General features: G+C 33.4%; 16 protein-coding genes and 1 pseudogene. 11 read left to right on the top strand and 6 right to left on the bottom strand.

Features of this window, described 5'->3' with window-relative positions; all coding sequences use genetic code 11:
* Both ACVC2P_RS04095 and ACVC2P_RS04090 read right to left on the bottom strand, forming a co-directional pair.
* On the bottom strand, positions 1-4,466 hold a 4,466-nt coding region (locus ACVC2P_RS04095; protein WP_452597214.1), incomplete at its 3' end, for a PKD domain-containing protein.
* Positions 4,467-4,477: 11 nt separating this feature from the next.
* On the bottom strand, positions 4,478-4,939 hold the full coding sequence (locus ACVC2P_RS04090; protein WP_452597213.1) for a hypothetical protein: 462 nt from the start codon (positions 4,937-4,939) through the stop codon (positions 4,478-4,480).
* Positions 4,940-5,100: 161 nt separating this feature from the next.
* Here ACVC2P_RS04090 and folE point away from each other — a divergent pair, with 161 nt between their 5' ends.
* From folE to ACVC2P_RS04060, 6 genes and pseudogenes are all read left to right on the top strand, one after another.
* The gene (folE, locus tag ACVC2P_RS04085) at positions 5,101-5,778 is read left to right on the top strand and encodes a GTP cyclohydrolase I FolE (RefSeq protein WP_452597212.1); all 678 of its coding nucleotides are present in this window, start codon (positions 5,101-5,103) and stop codon (positions 5,776-5,778) included.
* Positions 5,779-5,797: 19 nt separating this feature from the next.
* Positions 5,798-7,279, top strand: coding sequence for a cysteine--tRNA ligase (gene cysS / locus ACVC2P_RS04080; protein ID WP_452597211.1), 1,482 nt, complete (start codon positions 5,798-5,800; stop codon positions 7,277-7,279).
* A 50-nt stretch (positions 7,280-7,329) separates the two neighbouring features.
* Positions 7,330-7,566, top strand: a pseudogene (yidD, locus tag ACVC2P_RS04075) (membrane protein insertion efficiency factor YidD).
* Between the two features lie 130 nt (positions 7,567-7,696).
* On the top strand, positions 7,697-8,629 hold the full coding sequence (lgt, locus tag ACVC2P_RS04070; RefSeq protein WP_452597210.1) for a prolipoprotein diacylglyceryl transferase: 933 nt from the start codon (positions 7,697-7,699) through the stop codon (positions 8,627-8,629).
* A 39-nt stretch (positions 8,630-8,668) separates the two neighbouring features.
* A complete protein-coding gene (locus ACVC2P_RS04065; RefSeq protein ID WP_452597209.1) occupies positions 8,669-9,160 on the top strand; it encodes a DUF192 domain-containing protein in 492 nt (163 codons plus the stop codon).
* Positions 9,161-9,297: 137 nt separating this feature from the next.
* Positions 9,298-9,609 carry a hypothetical protein gene (locus tag ACVC2P_RS04060; protein WP_452597208.1) on the top strand — a complete coding sequence of 104 codons (312 nt, stop codon included), beginning with the start codon at positions 9,298-9,300 and terminating at the stop codon, positions 9,607-9,609.
* A 50-nt stretch (positions 9,610-9,659) separates the two neighbouring features.
* On the opposite strand, the gene ACVC2P_RS04055 is transcribed toward ACVC2P_RS04060, so the two are convergent.
* Together ACVC2P_RS04055 and ACVC2P_RS04050 are read right to left on the bottom strand one after the other, a co-directional pair.
* Positions 9,660-10,373, bottom strand: coding sequence for a CPBP family intramembrane glutamic endopeptidase (locus tag ACVC2P_RS04055; protein ID WP_452597207.1), 714 nt, complete (start codon positions 10,371-10,373; stop codon positions 9,660-9,662).
* 23 nt (positions 10,374-10,396) lie between these two features.
* Entirely contained in the window at positions 10,397-10,966 is a 570-nt protein-coding gene (locus ACVC2P_RS04050) for a DUF4870 domain-containing protein (RefSeq protein WP_452597206.1), read from the bottom strand.
* Between the two features lie 225 nt (positions 10,967-11,191).
* Between ACVC2P_RS04050 and ACVC2P_RS04045 the strand changes: the two genes are divergently transcribed.
* Entirely contained in the window at positions 11,192-12,211 is a 1,020-nt protein-coding gene (locus ACVC2P_RS04045) for a T9SS type A sorting domain-containing protein (RefSeq protein ID WP_452597205.1), read from the top strand.
* A gap of 228 nt (positions 12,212-12,439) precedes the next feature.
* Here ACVC2P_RS04045 and asnB read toward each other — a convergent pair whose 3' ends face one another.
* On the bottom strand, positions 12,440-14,104 hold the full coding sequence (gene asnB / locus ACVC2P_RS04040) for an asparagine synthase B (protein ID WP_452597204.1): 1,665 nt from the start codon (positions 14,102-14,104) through the stop codon (positions 12,440-12,442).
* Between the two features lie 214 nt (positions 14,105-14,318).
* Here asnB and ACVC2P_RS04035 point away from each other — a divergent pair, with 214 nt between their 5' ends.
* Both ACVC2P_RS04035 and ACVC2P_RS04030 read left to right on the top strand, forming a co-directional pair.
* On the top strand, positions 14,319-15,587 hold the full coding sequence (locus tag ACVC2P_RS04035; RefSeq protein WP_452597203.1) for a YCF48-related protein: 1,269 nt from the start codon (positions 14,319-14,321) through the stop codon (positions 15,585-15,587).
* 79 nt (positions 15,588-15,666) lie between these two features.
* The gene (locus ACVC2P_RS04030; protein WP_452597202.1) at positions 15,667-16,212 is read left to right on the top strand and encodes a DUF2911 domain-containing protein; all 546 of its coding nucleotides are present in this window, start codon (positions 15,667-15,669) and stop codon (positions 16,210-16,212) included.
* 67 nt (positions 16,213-16,279) lie between these two features.
* On the opposite strand, the gene ACVC2P_RS04025 is transcribed toward ACVC2P_RS04030, so the two are convergent.
* On the bottom strand, positions 16,280-16,909 hold the full coding sequence (locus ACVC2P_RS04025; RefSeq protein WP_452597201.1) for a 7-carboxy-7-deazaguanine synthase QueE: 630 nt from the start codon (positions 16,907-16,909) through the stop codon (positions 16,280-16,282).
* Positions 16,910-17,041: 132 nt separating this feature from the next.
* Here ACVC2P_RS04025 and ACVC2P_RS04020 point away from each other — a divergent pair, with 132 nt between their 5' ends.
* Positions 17,042-18,583, top strand: coding sequence for a helicase HerA-like domain-containing protein (locus ACVC2P_RS04020; protein WP_452597200.1), 1,542 nt, complete (start codon positions 17,042-17,044; stop codon positions 18,581-18,583).
* Between the two features lie 58 nt (positions 18,584-18,641).
* The coding region (locus ACVC2P_RS04015) for a hypothetical protein (protein ID WP_452597199.1) at positions 18,642-19,020 on the top strand (379 nt) is incomplete at its 3' end.

Here is a 19,020-nt window from a genome sequence, read left to right as displayed (position 1 = left end):
GGGTTGACGATAAGTTGTAGTTCTACAAAGCTTGCACAGTCTGTTGCGATAGTTGAGCTTTCTATTCGTACATAAATGGTTTGCATGTTAACCACAATGTTATTGTAAATGCCGGTGATGGCATTAATGTTGTTTTCTGCATCGGCCATGGTTTCATGGTAAGTGATGACTAATCCTGCTGTTACTCCACAGGCCACTTCGTTATCGGCTTGGGTTAAATCGAATTCTCCAAAACCATCGCTATCTGGGTCGCAGTATTCTAATGGTGTTGGGGTGCAGGCTACTGGGGCTTGCTCGACTTGTAAGGTTAGCGTTGTTGTATCATAACAGCCTGTGTTTACGTCTTCTACTCGTACAAAAATGATTTGTCCGTTTACTGTATTTGTGTATACTGGGCCTATTGGGTTTACTTCATTATCTGCGTCTAGTTGGGTTTCATAATAGGTGACTTGATAATTTGGATTATTCCCTGATATTTCTGCATTTTTAATGGTTAGGTCTATTTGTGTAATGCCATCTGGTACGTTATCATCACAGACTTCTAATGGTGTTGGGACTACTGGGACTGGAATTGGATTTACGATTAAATCAAATTCGCTTGTATTTACACAGCTTGTGGTTGTGTTTTCTACTCGCACATGAATCGTTTCTGGATTACTCGTGTTTAGATAAGGGCTTATTAAAGCGCCTGTTCCTGCTGTTGCTTCTGCTGCGCTTAAGTGATAGGATATGGTTACGTCTAATTGACCGTTTGCTATCTCTGCATCTTTTGTTGTTAAATCAAAGCTTTCTTGTTCGTCGCCCGTATTATTATAATCACATAATTCGTAATCTGTTATTGTTGGTATTACTGGTAATGCATAAACTATTAGGGTTAACTCTACCGTATCTGAACAGCCTGTAGTGTTATCTTGTAAGCTCGCTATTATGATTTGTGAATTTGGGGTTGTATTGGTATATAATGGTCCTATTGCACTTGTTCCTGCTTCTGCATCGGCTTGTGTTTCGTAATAGGTTACACTCATATTGGCTTGTCCATTTATTATTTCTGCGTCTTTAACGGTTAAATCAAATTCTACTAGACCGTCTGTGTCGTCATCACATAATTCTAATGGCGTTGGGGCTGTTGCTACTGGTAATGGGTTTACCATTAATTCTAATGTCCCAATCACAGATACGCAGCCTGTTACTGTGTTATCTAAGCGTATGTATATTGTTTGATTTACTGGTGTTGTATTTGTGTAAGCTGGTCCTATTGCGTTTGTTGGCGGGGTTGCTTGTGCATCGGCCATTGTTGCGTAATAGGACACGACTACGTCGGCTTGTCCATTTATTGCGGAGGCATCTATGGTTGATAAATCGAACTCTGCTATTCCATTGGTTGCATCGCCATCATCGTCATTATCACATATCTCGTAGGCTGGTAATACTGGGATTACGGGTTGAGTAAATATTGTAACATCTTGACTTTCTGTTGCTACACATGGCCCGTTGGTTGTATATTCTACAGTATATGTAGTACCTGGAACTCCCATAGTTATTCCTCCTGTTGCTGTATCTATAACTGCTCCATCTGTAGGCGCTGGGTTAAAAGCAAATGTTCCTCCAGTAAGCCCTGTAATCGTAGCGGTTGCCCCATCACACCCTGGTGTCATAGTAAAACTAGCATCATCAGCTGGCAATACATTTAAGTCTTGCTGGCTAAAAGCTGGACAGGATCCACTAGTATTGTATTGTATTGTATACGTTGCTCCTGATGTTCCATTAGTTACTTCTCCTGTATTTGGGTCTATTGTAGCTCCATCTCCTGGTACTGGATTGAAGGTAAAAGTTCCCCCTGCTGTCCCATTAATAACTACAGTTCCTCCATCGCATGTCTCTGTATCAACACTAAATGATGCATCATCGTTAAGAAGTACAGTTACATCTGCTGTTGTCGTTTCTGGACATGGCCCTCCTGTTGTATATTGTATTGTATATGTTGTTAAAGATGTTCCTCCTGTTACTGTACCTGTTGTTGCATCTATTACAGTTCCATCTGTTGGAGCTGGATTTAAGGTAAATGTTCCTCCTGTATTGCCAGTTATTGTAACAGTTCCCCCATCACAAGTTGCTGTTGTTGTAAAATCAGCATTTTCTAACGGGTGTACAGTTACGTTTTGGGTAGATGTTGCTGGGCAAACTCCTGTTGTTGTATATTCAACGGTATATGTCGTTCCAGATGTTCCTCCTGTTACTGTACCAGTTGTTGCATCTATTACTGCTCCATCTGTTGGTACTGGATTAAAAGCAAAATCACCTCCTGTAGTTCCTGTGATAGTAGCTGTACCTCCATCGCAAGTTGGTGTCATTGTAAATGTAGCGTCATCGGCATCTAAAACAGTAATTGTTACTGTAGAAGTATCTGGACATGACGTATTATCAGTTGTGTACTGTATTGTATATGTTGCCCCCGGTGTTCCCCCTGTTACTGTACCAGTTGCTGGGTCTATTACTGCTCCATCTGTTGGCGCTGGGTTAAAAGAGAATGTCCCTCCTGGAACTACCACTGTATCTACCGTAGCTCCATCACAAGTAGCTACTGTTGTAAATGTTGCATTAGCATCAGAAAACGTGATAACTATATCTTCTGTAACTGTACAACCTTGATCTACAACTGTAACAGTATATGTTCCCGAATCTGGTGAAGATACTGTGTATGTTGGATTTGTTTCTCCTGCTATATTTGCTCCATTTAATGCCCACTGATATGTTGCTGTTCCAGATGCTATCGTTGCATCTAACACAACATCAGGATCTCCAATACATAAGTTTTGATCTGGTCCTAAATCTACACTAATTGGTACAGAAACGGTAACATCGTCTGTAACAACAGTAACATCTCCATTACAATTATTGTATGTAACTCTTGCTGTGTAAGTCGTCGTTGTAGATGGACATACATTAAATGTTGGGTCTGTAGATATTACTGCTCCAGTATCATCTAACCATTCAAAAGTTACAACACTATCTCCTGCTGGAGTAAATCGCCATGCTTCTTCCGTTGCTGTCCATGGAGAATCTGATACATTTCTACCTGGTGGTACAAAAGCATCATCTCCTGCATTATTTTGTATCCCAACAACAGCTCTACCTCCGTTAAATGTTGTACAAGACGGACTATTTCTTATGTATATGTCTATTACATTAGTTGTTTCATACATAACAGCCATATGCGTCGCTTCTAATGTAGTACATGAAAATAGAGGTACTTCAAAATATGAAACTGCTAATACTCTATTTGGTGCTGTTCCAATAATTTCCCATCTAATCTCGTTAGTATTATTTACAGATGGATCAATATCATGACAAGGTGTAAATATATTAGCTTCTCCTAACGTTGGGTTAGCATTATTAGGTAAGTCATCGGTCTGTGCTAATGCATAACCGTTTCCTGTATCTGTTGGATCAACATCAAATCGAATAACTCCGTTAGATCCTACTTGAAACTGAGTTTCAGTATTTGTAAAAAAGCAAAAATCAAAAGGTAAGTTTTCAACTCCAGACCAATTATCGTCAATATTAGTATTGATTGAATTTGTTAAGCCATTGAAAGGAAATGGTGGCACAAATACAATTTGACTTGTGTTGTATGTATTCGTTTCTCCTATATCTAAAAAAGATGCAGTGATATCCACACATCCCGTATTACAATCTACTGTTAAATCTGGTCCGGCATCTACATTAGGATTTCCAGGACTGGAAGCTCCAATAATAGCTTGTAGATTTATATTATTTGTACTTTGGCATCCATTAGGGTTAGTATCTGTTATTGTTAATGTAACATCATAAATACCTGCTGCTGTATAAGTATGTGTTGTACTTTGTCCTGTCCCCATATTTCCATCTCCAAAATCCCATGAATATGTTGCTCCTGCTCCTGAGTTTGAAAATACTCCATTACCGTTAAACGTAATAGTTTCATTAACTGCTGCTTCAACATTTCCTGCTCCATTTTGGGCTGGCACTGTGCTATCTAAAACGGCAGTAATATCTTGACATGGTAAAAAACAAGTTATTGTTGCTGCCCAACCTGTGGTATTTGCTGTTCCGTCGCTAATAAACTCTATAGTTAAACATCCAGTAGCATTAGTTGTTGTCGCTTCTACTAAACCTGGGCTATTTGCGGCTCCTCCTCCAGAAAAAGTTCCTAATGATGGTGCTGCGGTACTATCTCCATCATAGATAGTCATTGTATCTAAATTAGCTTGTGTATTAAAAGCAGTAAAATTTAACTGAACAATATTATCTGTTGCATCTGGACATATTGTTAACACAAAACTTTCTCCATTTCCATAATTAGCAGACATACCTCCCGAATCATAGAATGTTCCCGAACATTGATTAAAAGATCCATTTTGCATTAAAATATCTTGAGAAAATGCAAAACTTGTAAATAATAAAAGTAATAATGTAATTTTCTTCATCTCTGTCTTTATTAATGTTGGGGCTTAATAATTAGTATGTAGTTGGTGTTATCTATTCTATAGGTTGTAGCTTCTTTTGAATAAAAATTTAGATTGAATTGTAATGGGTTAAAATTTAATCCTTGATAAAGTATATTTTTAGAGAAGCTCTTTTTATAGTATTTAAAGGTTGGTTGACTTGACATTAAAGGAAAATGTGACACCTCTTTGTTCTTTGCATCCACTATTTGAATTCTGTTACGTAGTAAATGTTTTAAGTCTTTTAATCGTTGTGGTTTACTAAGCACTAATGCTTCAAGACTTTCTCCATAAGCCTCTGTTAAAATACTCATTTCCATTGTTGTTAATGGAGCGTTTGTATTTTCATTAAACTTAACTTGAGTTAATGCTTTTTCTTTTTTGTTTTGCGCTTCAGAAGTAAACACATTTACTGCAAAAAGTAACAGTAAAATATACAGTAATTTTAATCTCATTTTGGTATGATTTTTAGCTTTTAAAAGTAGTAAAAAAAAATTAACTTTTTGTTAATATATTATTCCTGTAACTATACGACAATTCTAATTTAAAAACTCCTACCTCATAGCTATGATTTTTTTATTACTTATCTTTGTGCCCTTAATTCTTTTTTGAAGAAATGAAAATTGATAATACAAAAGAACACTACGACGATATTGGCGAAAATCACGTAGGTACATCTGCAGAAACGCCTATAAGAAAAGACGCTTTCAATCTCTCTAATAAAGAAAAAATTGAAAGTATAAAAGTAGACGTAAAGCATATTATGGAAACGTTAGGATTAGACCTAACAGACGATAGTTTAAAAGGGACACCAAATAGAGTTGCAAAAATGTTTGTTAATGAAATTTTTGGTGGTTTAAATCCTGATGCAAAACCTAGCGCTTCTACTTTTGAGAATAAGTATAAGTACGGCGAAATGCTAGTTGAAAAAAACATTACTGTATATTCAACTTGTGAGCATCACTTATTACCTATAGTAGGTAGAGCCCATATTGCTTACATTTCTAATGGTACAGTGGTAGGTTTATCTAAAATGAATCGTATTGTAGATTATTTCGCAAAACGCCCTCAAGTTCAAGAACGTTTAACCATACAAGTTGTTAAAGAGTTACAGGAGGTTTTAGGAACTGAAGACGTAGCCTGTGTTATAGATGCTAAACATTTATGTGTTAACTCTCGTGGTATTCGTGATATTGAAAGTAGCACGGTAACATCAGAGTTTGGCGGACAGTTTAAAAACAAAGAGACTAAAAGAGAATTCTTAGATTATATTAAATTAGATACAAAGTTTTAATCTAAAAAAACAGTATTACATGCAGCTTTTTCAAAATCAGCAAATAAAAATATATAATTCTTTAAGCGGGAATAAAGAAGTTTTCACACCTATTACTGAAGGTTACGTAGGCATGTATGTTTGTGGCCCTACTGTATATAGTAATGTACATTTAGGAAATGTAAGAACATTTATGTCTTTTGACATGGTTTTTCGTTACCTAAAACACTTAGGATATAAAGTACGTTATGTAAGAAATATAACTGACGCTGGGCATTTAGAAAGTGATGCAGATATTGGGGAAGATAAAATTTCTAAAAAAGCACGTTTAGAAGCAATTGAACCAATGGAAGTAGTACAGCGTTATACTGTAGATTTCCATAACGTTTTAAAAACGTTTAATTTTTTACCTCCAAGTATAGAACCTACAGCTACAGGGCATATTATAGAACAAATAGAATTAATAAAAACGATTATTGATAATGGTTTTGCATACGAGGTTAATGGCTCTGTGTATTTTGATGTCCACAAGTTCGATGAAACTAACGAATATGGTAAATTAAGTAAACGAAAACTTGAAGATTTAATACACAACACTCGTGAATTAGATGGGCAAAGTGATAAGAAGAACCCTCAGGATTTTGCCCTTTGGAAAAAAGCCGAACCTCAACATATTATGCGTTGGCCTTCTCCATGGAGTGATGGCTTTCCTGGCTGGCATTTAGAGTGTACAGCTATGAGTACAAAATACCTTGGTGAACAGTTTGATATTCATGGTGGTGGAATGGATTTAAAATTCCCTCACCATGAGTGTGAGATTGCACAAAACGAAGCCGCTATAGGTAAATCGCCCGTTAATTATTGGATGCACGCCAACATGCTGAACTTAAATGGGCAACGTATGGCTAAATCTACAGGAAATACTGTAAATCCGGATGAGTTACTTTCTGGAAATAACAAATTCTTTAGTAAAGCTTACTCCCCTAGTGTTATTCGCTTTTTTGTAGCACAGTCGTCTTACCGAAGTATTTTAGATTTAACAGATGATGGTTTATCTGCTAGTGAAAAAGGATTTAACCGTTTAATGGATGGCATTAATGATTTAGAAAATATAAAAGCTGAATCGACCTCTTCATTTAATGTTTCTGAATGGAAACAGAAATGTTACGATGCCATGAACGATGATTTTAATTCTCCAATACTTATCGCTCAATTATTTGAAGCAGTAAAATGGATTAATCAAATAAAGGACGGTAATGCTACACTTAACACAGAAGATTTAGCGCAATTAAAAGCAACATTACAAGCCTTTACTTTCGATGTATTAGGGTTAAAAAACACAGCAAAAGAAGGAGTTGGTGCAGACAAATTATCTGGTACAGTAGATTTACTTATTAAATTAAGACAAGAAGCTAGAATTAATAAAGATTTTGTTCTTTCTGACAAAATTAGAGATGAGTTAGCAGAGATTGGTATACAGTTAAATGATGGGAAAGAAGGCACAACATTTACAACAAACTAATCATTAACTTATAACTTATAATTATATAATAGGCTTAAATTAAAAATATGATGAAACAAATTTTAATTAAGCCTTTTTTATTTATAATAAAGCTTTACCAAACCTTTATTTCTCCATTTACTCCTGCAACATGTAGGTATCAACCAACTTGTTCGCATTATACTAAGGAAGCCTTATAGAGGCATGGGCTAATAAAAGGAGGCGGTCTTGCTCTTAAACGTATATTTAGCTGTCACCCATGGGGCGGCAAAGGCTATGACCCTGTACCAGAAAAAGAAGATCATTAAAACTACTTTACCAGCGGCAATGCTCATTCAATTTAAAAAGACTCAAAAACATACCTTTGGTTAAAAAGCTATTAAATAGAAGTTAGAATACTATCCAAAACCATATATTTACATTATAAAAAACAAATTTATGTACTTACTACAATTCGATTGGAATCCTATTACAGGAATTGATATCGTTGGAAATTTCAAAATCCATTTTTACAGCTTAATGTGGGTTATTGCCTTTATTTTGGGATGGAATATAATGAAACGTATTTTTATAAGAGATAAAATAAGCCTAGAGAACCTAGACCCTCTTTTTATTTATACCGTTTTAGCAACAATGTTAGGTGCTCGTTTAGGGCATGTTATTTTCTATCAGTCTGAATTGTTTTCTCAAGATTTTTTTAGCGTATTCTTACCTTTCAGGTTTAAGCCAGAATTTGAATTTACCGGTTTTTCTGGTTTAGCAAGTCATGGTGCGGCTATAGGAATTATTGTTGCAATGTACTTATACCGCAAAAAATATAAATACAAATCTTTAATGTGGATTTTAGATCGTGTTGTTATCCCTGTTGCTTCTGGAGCTGTATTTATAAGGATTGGAAACTTTATTAATTCTGAAATTGTAGGGAAGATTACAGATTCGTCATTAGCTGTTCGCTTTGTTCAAGAGCACTACAGCAAAAGAGAAATAACTAAACTTACTGGGATTAGTGATTATAAAAAAGCTTATCAAGCTGTAACAGATAATCCAAAATTTCAAACCTTACTAGAAGCAGTTCCTTTTAGACACCCAGCTCAATTATATGAATCATTTTGTTATATTTTTGTATTCTTAATTTTATTATTCTTTTATTTAAAAACAGATAAGGATAAACAAACGGGGTTTTTATTTGGTCTATTTTTAGTTTTACTCTGGACAGTTCGCTTTTTTGTAGAATTTGTTAAAGAAGCACAAGTTGAAGGGAGAGAAGATTGGATTATGGGAATGAATACTGGACAAATATTAAGTATTCCTTTTATTTTAATTGGGCTTTATTTTATGTTTATATATAAACCAAAAACGCCAGTTGTTTAAAGTCATTAAAATGCATTCAAACTTTTTTAAATTAAACTGATGAAAAAAATAAACTATATAGGCATACTCCTACTCTGCTTTACAATATTATTTTGTGCTTGCAAAGAGGAAAAAAAAGTAATTAAACCAGTAGAAGTTACTTTTACCAAAGAAGGAGAGCTAACATTATTTAAAGGTACTAACGATAGTATAATAACTAAGTTAGATATAGAAATTGCAAACACAGACTCAGAGATCCAAACAGGGTTAATGTATAGAGAATCTATGAAACCAAATCAAGGAATGCTTTTTGTCTTTCCTGGTTTAAGAGAACGTTCTTTTTATATGAGAAATACCCGGATCCCTTTAGATTTAATCTTTATAGATAACAATAAAACTATTGTTAGTTTTCAGGAAAATGCAGTACCGTTTAATGAAAACTCTCTTCCCTCTAATGCTCCAGCTCAATTTGTTCTTGAAGTTAATGCTGGTTTTGCAGAAAAATGGTTATTAGAAGTAGGTGATAAAATGGATTACTTTGAAATAAGGTAGCCCTGCACAATAAATTAAACTAAAAAAAAAGAGTATTCAATGCTCTTTTTTCCATCATAGCAATAACAGATTGCTTTTAGGCTTTTCCGAAAATAAAAAAAATGTATTTTTATAAATAAATTAATCCTCACAATTTTATGAGTAATATACAATTTGGATATATACTACTCTCAATTATTATTTGGGTTATAGGTTATTTTCATAATGGAAAGTTTGTAAGGCCAAAATGGAAAATTGCTGGTAAATTCATTTTTTATGTAGCAGTATCCACTTTATTAACTTATTGGTTAAACCACTATAGTCTGTTATTTATTATTGGCCACCCATTAATTGGACTTATTTTCCATATAAAAATCTGTAAAAAACATAATATTAATTGGCAGACTTGCGAGCCTAAAGAAAAATATATTGAACTACAAGAAAAATGGGCTAAAGGCGATTTTTCTTAAACCAAAAACAAATTTTAAATATTAACTTTTTTATTAGCCCAACAATCATTTTATTTTCGTCCTAAATTGTTTTTCAATGCTTCAATATTTGACTTGAACAGAAACTTCAAAAAAAACAAAGTAGCAATAGAAGGAAAAAAACCTCTAAATAAAAGAATATAAAACTCTTGCCATTCAGAAAAATGAACTTGCGATAATTCTGCATATAACAACTCTCCATAGGGTTGAGATGGATAGAAAAATGTAGCGACTAAGTTACTTCCTATATGTAACCCCAATCCTATTGCAATAGATTTTGTTTTTACAAAAGCATATGCCCAAACATAACCTGTAAAGCCAGTGACTAAAATAACATAAAGTATTGGAATAATTCTTTCATCAGCCATACCATATGAAAACACATGATAGATTCCGAAGAATAATGCAGAAATTAATACAGCCCATTTAGCCCCTATTCTACTAATAAGTATATATAAAATAGCTCCTCTAAAGACCAAGTCTTCCGTTAATGCAGATTTAGAATGGTATATAAATGCCTTATATATTAATTTAAAATTAACATTTTTAGACTCCCATGTTATAGATTTAATTAACGTTACAGCATAGATTACTATAAGTGCAATTATTACTATAAATATAAAACCTATTAAAAATTGAATACAACGTTTTTTATTAGGAACAAATCCTAAAACCAATACGTTTTCTTTCTCGATAAAATATAAGAGTCCCCATGAGACTATTATTATTACTAATAATCCTAACATATTACAATAAATTTTAGAAGTGATTAAAGTCCTTTTAACTTCAAAAAAGGAATAGATAAAGGGTAATTATATGTATGAGAATTCAATGCAGACATTAGACTCTTTATACTAAAAATAATACCAAAAAGAAATACTGCTCCAGTAGCAAAAAAGTTAATACCTGGAAATGGAAAAAATAGTAACAACGACACTATTAGTAATAGGTTAATTGTACAATGAAAGTTAATTACTGCACGGCCATGTTTATCATAAACACCATTATCATCGGCTTTATTAATCCACAAAAACAATGGAAATATAACATTCCCAAACGGGATAATTAGTCCTAAAAATGGAGAACCATGCAATAATAACATCCACTTTCTTTTTATAACTTCTTCGGCAGGGTTATCTAGAACAATCAAATCTTCTACTTCTATTTCTAAACCTTCGGCTAATAATTTAATAGTTTGTAAATGTGGTTGAACGTCTCCTTTTTCAATACGTTGTATTGTTCGTACTCCAACAGTAGTTATATCGGAAAGTTCGTCTTGTGTATAACCTTTCAACTTTCGTTGATATAGTAAATTCTCTTTTAATGTTTGTTGTTTCATTGTATTTTTTTGATGAAGCAAATTTACAGAGTTACCTTTGTTTCTTACACGCCATTTAAATGTCACCTATCTGTCATTTACAGTTTTTATAGGCTTTACGAGACAAATATATTATTTTTCAGATGTTAAATCACTAAAAAACGAAAAGCAAGAAATTTAAAGCTTATACCCCTATAAAGCTCTTTTTTTAGTAGTTTTGAGGCAATTATTAATCCTAATTATTTTATGAAAACAAAACTACTTTTACTTTTATCATTGTGCTATGGTATAAGTTCAGCTCAAACACCTATTGCAACTTTTAATAGTGCACCAATGTCTAACTTTACAATTGTTAATTCTAGCCCTGCTATAGATCAGTCTCCAACTGGTGCAAATGTTACTTGGTCTTTTAATAACTTAACAGCTGCAGGTACAAATATTGATACGTATGCAGCACCTACTGCAGCTCAAATTACAACTTACCCAGGAACTACCGAAGTACAATCTACAACTACACAGGGTAGTACACCAACTGTAAGTAACGTATTTATTAAAGAGGATATGACAGGGACTTCGTTAACTGGTGCTATACAAGGTGACTTTACTTTAAACTATTCAACAACCAATGCATTTATTGGCTTATTCCCTTTAAATTTTGGTTATAATAATACAGGAGCACCAGTAGCTGGGACATTTGAATACCAAGGTACTAATGGTACTTTCACTGGCACTCTAACAATTACTGTTGAGGCCTATGGAACATTAAATTTAAATGACACAGGTACTGGCTCATATAATGGTAATGTTACAAGATTAAGACTAGATCAATCACTCTCGTTTAGTGTACCTCCTATTTTTAATAATGTTGGAACATTAACACAAACTTCTTACTATTATTACGACAATACTACTAATGATTTAATATTTAGGTATAATAATGCTACTATAGTTTCCGCATTCCTTGGAGTAAACGAAACCATAGAAGTTTTGGAGCGTAATGCATTAAATACACTATCTACACCTGTTACTGAACGTAAAATATTTCAATTGTATCCAAATCCAGTTGAAGATTATATTACAATTCTAACAAATACTACAGAGGTTGTAAAACATATAAATATTGTAAATACTACTGGGCAAGTCGTTTTAAAAACAAACAAAGATATAACCTCTCTTTCTGTTACAGATTTACCTGCTGGACTTTATTTTATAAGTATAGAGACGAAATCTGGTAAGACTACAACTAAGAAATTTATAAAAAAATAATTTCGCTTATTCAGTAAATTAAAAGAGGCTGTCTTAAAAGTAAAACTTTCGTCAAACCGAGCTTGATTCGGTTTCTCATAACAATTTAAAAATTAGTTTAATGAGATTCTGAAATAAATTCAGAATGACGTTTTGAATACTTTTAAGACAGCCTCTTTTTAATTAATTATCCAATTTTAAAACATTGAAACAATGCTATCGCAACTTCTGTTTATATGCCTTATTATTTTAGTAAGCAGAATCATGCACATTTGCAATTGCTCTCCCAGAAGGTTCATTCATGTTTTTAAACGCTTCGTCCCACTCTAATGCTATTTTAGTACTACAAGCTACACTTGGTTCTTGTGGTACACTATAGGCTGCTGTATCACTAGGAAAATGCTCTTCAAAAATAGAACGATAATAGAACTCCTCTTTGTTTTGTGGTGTTTGTATTGGAAATCTGTATTTAGCATTTTCCATCTGCTCATCTGTTACTTCTTTTTCTACCAGATCTTTAAGTGTATCAATCCAACTGTAACCTACGCCATCGCTAAACTGTTCTTTTTGTCTCCATGCTACACTTTCTGGTAGCATATCTTCAAAAGCTTTTCGTATTACCCATTTTTCCATACGCTCCCCATTAATCATTTTATCCTGTGGGTTTATACTCATTGCTACATCTATAAATTCTTTATCTAAAAAAGGTACACGCCCTTCTATTCCCCATGCGGCTAAACTTTTGTTTGCTCGTAAACAATCGTACATATGTAACTTATCTAATTTTCGTACCGTTTCGTCATGAAATTCTTTTGCATCTGGTGCTTTATGAAAATACAAATAGCCTCCAAAAATCTCATCGGCTCCTTCTCCAGACAATACCATTTTAATACCCATAGATTTAATAACACGCGCCATTAAATACATGGGGGTAGATGAACGAATGGTTGTAATATCGTATGTTTCTATGTTATAAATCACATCTTTTATAGCATCTAGCCCTTCTTGAATTGTAAATTTAATTTCGTGATGAACCGTACCAATATAATCTGCTACTTTTTGTGCTGCTGCTAAATCTGGAGAGCCTTCTAAACCTACAGAAAAAGAATGTAATTGCGGGTACCATGCCTCTGTTGCTCCATCACTTTCCACACGCTTTTGCGCATATTTTTTTGCAATAGCGGAGGTTACAGAAGAATCTAAACCTCCCGATAACAACACTCCATAAGGCACATCGCTCATTAATTGTCTTTTCACTGCGGCCTCAAGTGCCTCCTTTACTTTTGCTATGCTTGTTTCATTATCTTTTACAGCGTCATACTCTGTCCAATCTCTTTTCCACCATTTCACAAACTGGCCATCTCTGCTAGACATGTAATGACCTGGTGGAAATAATTCAATTTTAGTACATATTCCCTCTAAAGCCTTTAATTCGGAAGCAACATAAAATGTTCCGTTTTGATCCCAACCTATATATAAAGGAATAATACCCATGTGGTCTCTTGCTATAAAATACTCATCCTTTTCCGCATCATAAATAGCAAAGCCAAAAATACCATTCATTTCATCAACAAAATCAACGCCTTTTTCTTGGTATAATGCTAGAATAACTTCGCAGTCACTTTCAGTTTGAAACTTGTATTTACCTTCAAATTGTTTACGTAATGCTCTATGGTTATAGATTTCACCATTAGCAGCTAAAATTAATTTGTTGTCTGGGCTAAATAATGGTTGTTTACCAGATGCAGGGTCTACAATTGCTAAACGTTCGTGAGCCAAAATAGCTTTATCATTACTATATATTCCTGACCAATCTGGGCCACGGTGGCGTATTTTTTTAGACATCTCTAAAATTTGTGGTCTTAAATCTTCAGATTTTTCTTTAAGGTCGAAAGCACATACTATTCCACACATAATTTATATATTTTATTTCTTTTATTGTTATTTATTAAGCAAATATCATTTTAAAGTTTCATTTTAAAAATATAAAACACAATAATGATTACATTTTAAAACATAATATTAAATATTTGAAATAATACGAAACTAAAAAGTATAAAAAATAGTATAGTAACTTTGTAAACTGAAAGTTGACAACAGATATCTATAATCTGAAAAAGAAAAACAAATGAAATTTATAAAATTAATAACGCTTTTAATAAGCCTTAGTTCTTTTGCGCAAACTTGGCAACATGCTCCTAATATTGTTTCTAATACTAACGGTACGCGTTTTGACGATGTTTTCTTTTTAAACAATAATTTAGGATGGACTGCAAACGGTTCTTCTGCTGCTGTTTATAAAACTACTGATGGCGGTTTAACATGGACAGAACAACTAAATAATACCATATTAGGCAGCAATCATTACTTTAGAAATATTGAGTTTTTAAATGAAAACATAGGTTTTTTAGGGACTTTAAATGGTAGGTTTTACAAAACTACAGATGGAGGTGATAATTGGAGCGAAGTTATTATAACACCAAATCCACCTGCAATTTGCGGTTTAGATACTGTTGGAATTTCAACTATTTATGGTTGTGGTGCTTTTTTTGAACCTGCACATATTATAAAATCTACAGATAGTGGTAACACTTGGAGTTATATAGACATGTCTGCTTATGCCACTGCGTTAGTAGAAATTAAGTTTTTAGACGAATTAAATGGTTTTGCAGCTGGTAGGAATGCTACAGGTGCAGTTGTTTTAAAAACGACAGATGGAGGTAGCACTTGGTCTACAATTTATAACGCGACTATTCCTGGTGAATACATTTGGAAGCTTCAAGTTTTAGAAAGTAATACAGATGTTATGTTTGGAGCCTTATTTGCTTCAGACCCAAACCCTGGTAAGTTAATTACATCTACCAATGGAGGAAACACATGGTCTACTTTTGATGCTCCAGAGTCAGGAATTGAAGCTGTTGGTTTTATTTCTGAAACTAAAGGTTGGATGGGAGGCCATACTACAGGTTTTTTTGAAACCGTAGACGGAGGGGCTACTTGGACCGATTTAGGTGTTGGAGGTAATTTAAATCGTATTTTTATTATTAACAACTCGTTGGCATATGCTGCTGGTACAACAGTTTATAAGTACACTACAGAAGTGCTTAGTAATAACAATTCTGACATTGAATATAAGGCAGATTTAAATATACAACTCACTAAAAATCCTGTAACTAATCAATTAGAGTTTACAGTAAATTTTAAAGCAGATGATAATCTTCTTATTAGTTTACATGATGTTAATGGAAAATTTATAAAACAGTTAAGCCGAGATTTAATTAGAAATACCAAAACAAAAACTTACACATTTCCTGTAGAAGACTTGTCTAGTGGCACTTACATTTTAGATTTCCATAACAACACAGGGAAAACATCTAAAAAATTTGTTAAGCTTTAGTTAATTTCTGTAATATACTGTAAATAGCTGATTACTATTCCGACCTTTATATTCAATCAAACTATAACACGATATTATTATGAAAAAATCAAGTTTTTTTACAGCAACTACTTTTGTTTTTATGACCTTATTAAGTTTTAGCGTAAATGCTCAAAACTTTAGTGGGTTAGATAAAAGCCCAATGGACGTAGCTTCTTTTCCTACAAGTTATAAAGAGTCTAACAAATTAGTTAAGGTTACTTATAGTAGACCTCAACTAAAAGGAAGAGCTTTAAGTAAGCTAGCTCCTAATGGTAAAGTATGGAGAACTGGAGCTAATGAAGCCGCTGAGATTACATTATACACAGATATGAAATTAGGAGGGACAACAGTTAAGGCTGGAACTTACTCTTTATTTACAATTCCTGGAGATAAAGAATGGACTATTATTTTAAGTACAGATATTAATGTATGGGGAAGTTATTTCTACAATGAAGCAAATGATGTTGCTAGAATTAATGTACCAGCAACTACAGGAAAAGAATCTTTAGAAGCATTTTCTATGGCTTTCGAAAAATCTAAAAATGGTTTAGACTTACACATGGGGTGGGGAACTTTAAGAGTTACTGTGCCATTTACAAAGTAATCCTTATACCCAAAAAAAGCCTGTATTTTAGTAAAATACAGGCTTTTTTATTTTTAAGTCTATTATCCTATGGTATGTTTAAATACTTATGTGTTTGTAGTGAGACTTTCCATTTTGGGTTAGCCATAACATACTCTACTATTTCTGGAATCATTTTATCACGCTTCCCCCATTCTGGTTGCATATATAAAATACAATCTTTACTTACCTTTGCAGCTTGCTCTTCTGCAAAACGAAAATCGTCTTTATTATAAATAATAGTTTTTAACTCGTTTGCTTTTTCGTAAACACCTTGTGTTGGTAATTTTACTTTTTTTGGAGATAAACAAATCCAATCCCAAGTACCAGATAACTCGTAAGCTCCAGAGGTTTCAATATGCACTTGCATACCTTTAGCTTTTAATTGTGTTGTTAATTCTGTCATATCCCACATTAGTGGTTCTCCTCCAGTTACAACAATAGTATCACTATACTTTGCAGCATTAGCTACAATTTTTTCTGTTTCTGTTGGTGGATGTAATGCCGCAATCCAGCTTTCTTTAACATCACACCAATGGCATCCTACATCGCAACCTCCTATTCTAACAAAATAAGCTGCTGTTCCTTTATGGAACCCTTCTCCTTGAATAGTATAAAACTCTTCCATTAAGGGTAACATTTTTCCTTTCTTTACTAAATCTTGTATTTCCTGCGTCATAAGCCTGCAAATATAGCTATAAAGTTTGAAGTGAATGAATTATAACCCTCAATTTTTAGTCCGTGAAAAGTCCGTTAAATAGTAATACATTCTCTTAAAGATTATTATTTTTACGGCAAATACTAAAACATTATGAGTAAACGCGACGAATTCTTTAAGCACATCACCGAAGGTAATACTACTAAAGGAGACTTTATTACTTTGGGTTCTGCAATACTTGATGAAGAAACAATAACGGATGCTTTTGTAAAAATTCCATTAAAGACCATGAATCGTCATGGTTTAATTGCAGGAGCAACAGGTACCGGAAAAACAAAAACATTACAAGTATTAGCCGAAAATTTAAGCGATAAGGGAATTCCTGTTTTACTTATGGATATTAAAGGCGATTTAAGTGGTTTAGCACAACCAAGTCCTGGGCATCCAAAAATAGACGAACGTCACGCTAAAATAGGTTTAGATTTTGAAGCTAAAGGGTTTCCTGTAGAAATCTTGTCTTTATCTGAACAAGATGGTGTTAGACTTCGTGCTACAGTTAGCGAATTTGGTCCTGTATTACTTTCTAGAATTTTAGATTTAACAGAAACACAATCTGGTATTGTTGCTGTTGTTTTTAAATATTGTGATGATAACAAATTACCGCTTTTAGATTTAAAAGATTTCAAAAAAATATTACAGTATGCTACTAAAGAAGGTAAAGCTGAATTTGAACAAGAATACGGAAGAGTTTCATCGGCCTCAACCGGAGCTATTTTGCGTAAAATAGTAGAAATAGAGCAGCAAGGTGGCGATTTATTTTTTGGAGAAAAGAGTTTTGATGTAGAAGACTTAGTACGCACTACCAGAGATAGCCGTGGTTATATAAATATTATTAGACTTACAGATATTCAAGATAAACCCAAGTTATTTTCAACATTTATGTTGAGTTTATTAGCTGAAATCTATGAAACCTTCCCAGAGCAAGGAGATTCTGGAAAACCAGAATTAGTAATGTTTATAGACGAAGCGCATTTAATATTTAATGAAGCTTCTAAAGCATTATTAAACCAAATTGAAAGTATTGTAAAACTGATTAGAAGTAAAGGTATAGGCTTATATTTTGTAACACAAAATCCAACAGATGTTCCTGAAGCCATTTTAAGTCAATTAGGCTTAAAAATTCAACATGCTTTACGCGCTTTTACAGCAAAAGATAGAAAAGCCATTAAGTTAACAGCGCAGAATTATCCAGATACAGACTATTATGATACTGCAGAAGTATTAACCTCTTTAGGTATAGGAGAAGCATTAGTTTCTGCATTAGATGAAAAAGGAAGACCAACTCCACTTGCCGCAACTATGTTACGTGCGCCAATGAGTAGAATGGATGTACTAACAGATAGTGAGCTTCAGGATTTATTCCATGATTCTAAATTGGTCATGAAATATAATGAAACTATAGACAGAAAAAGTGCTTACGAAATATTAAACGAAAAAATTAAAAAAGCAGAAGCTTTAAAGGCAAAAGAAGATGCTAGAATAGCCAAAGAAAAGGAAGCCGCTAAAGCAAAAAAAGAAAGTAAACGAGCGACTACTAGACGAAGAAGCACAGCCCAAAACCCTATTGTAAAAGTATTAACTAGTGCTACTTTTATAAGAGCCGTTTTCGGAATTCTAAAAAAAGTAATTAAGTAACTATTTTACACACCCCAACAAAAACTAGATATAACAACAACTATTTTATATAAACTAAATGAAGAAATTATTTTTCACCTTAATCGCAACAGCAACATTAGCTACGTCTTGCCAGAAAACAGAAGTTAATCCTTTTTTAATCTCTAAACAAAATATAGGATTGCTAACAGATTCTACTAAAGTAAGCGCATTAGAAATTGTATATGCTAATGATTCTGTTGTTAAAAAAATTGCAGGAGATGAATTTACTGGTCGTGTTAATGGTATAGAAATCTATGAAAAGGGTGGTAAAAAACTGTTAGAGTTGTCACCAAGTGAAGCTTTAGATTCTACAGCAACAATTAGCACTGTAAGAATATTCGATTCGCGTTTTAAAACAGATAAAGGGATTAATTTAAACAGTACTTTTGGAGAACTAAAAGCAAATTACACTATTT

The organism is Pontimicrobium sp. MEBiC01747 (genome assembly GCF_053601635.1).
The sequence above is the reverse complement of the archived record's forward strand: the minus strand, read 5'-3'. Positions and strand labels throughout refer to the sequence as shown.

Excerpts from the sequence above, each read along its gene's own strand:
- folE (WP_452597212.1), top strand. The coding sequence starts at position 5,101 with ATGAAAATTGATAATACAAAAGAACACTACGACGATATTGGCGAAAAT.
- ACVC2P_RS04090 (WP_452597213.1), bottom strand. The coding sequence starts at position 4,939 with ATGAGATTAAAATTACTGTATATTTTACTGTTACTTTTTGCAGTAAAT.
- ACVC2P_RS04050 (WP_452597206.1), bottom strand. The coding sequence starts at position 10,966 with ATGAAACAACAAACATTAAAAGAGAATTTACTATATCAACGAAAGTTG.
- cysS (WP_452597211.1), top strand. The coding sequence starts at position 5,798 with ATGCAGCTTTTTCAAAATCAGCAAATAAAAATATATAATTCTTTAAGC.
- ACVC2P_RS04065 (WP_452597209.1), top strand. The coding sequence starts at position 8,669 with ATGAAAAAAATAAACTATATAGGCATACTCCTACTCTGCTTTACAATA.
- ACVC2P_RS04055 (WP_452597207.1), bottom strand. The coding sequence starts at position 10,373 with ATGTTAGGATTATTAGTAATAATAATAGTCTCATGGGGACTCTTATAT.
- ACVC2P_RS04035 (WP_452597203.1), top strand. The coding sequence starts at position 14,319 with ATGAAATTTATAAAATTAATAACGCTTTTAATAAGCCTTAGTTCTTTT.
- ACVC2P_RS04030 (WP_452597202.1), top strand. The coding sequence starts at position 15,667 with ATGAAAAAATCAAGTTTTTTTACAGCAACTACTTTTGTTTTTATGACC.
- ACVC2P_RS04060 (WP_452597208.1), top strand. The coding sequence starts at position 9,298 with ATGAGTAATATACAATTTGGATATATACTACTCTCAATTATTATTTGG.
- lgt (WP_452597210.1), top strand. The coding sequence starts at position 7,697 with ATGTACTTACTACAATTCGATTGGAATCCTATTACAGGAATTGATATC.
- ACVC2P_RS04045 (WP_452597205.1), top strand. The coding sequence starts at position 11,192 with ATGAAAACAAAACTACTTTTACTTTTATCATTGTGCTATGGTATAAGT.
- ACVC2P_RS04025 (WP_452597201.1), bottom strand. The coding sequence starts at position 16,909 with ATGACGCAGGAAATACAAGATTTAGTAAAGAAAGGAAAAATGTTACCC.
- ACVC2P_RS04020 (WP_452597200.1), top strand. The coding sequence starts at position 17,042 with ATGAGTAAACGCGACGAATTCTTTAAGCACATCACCGAAGGTAATACT.
- asnB (WP_452597204.1), bottom strand. The coding sequence starts at position 14,104 with ATGTGTGGAATAGTATGTGCTTTCGACCTTAAAGAAAAATCTGAAGAT.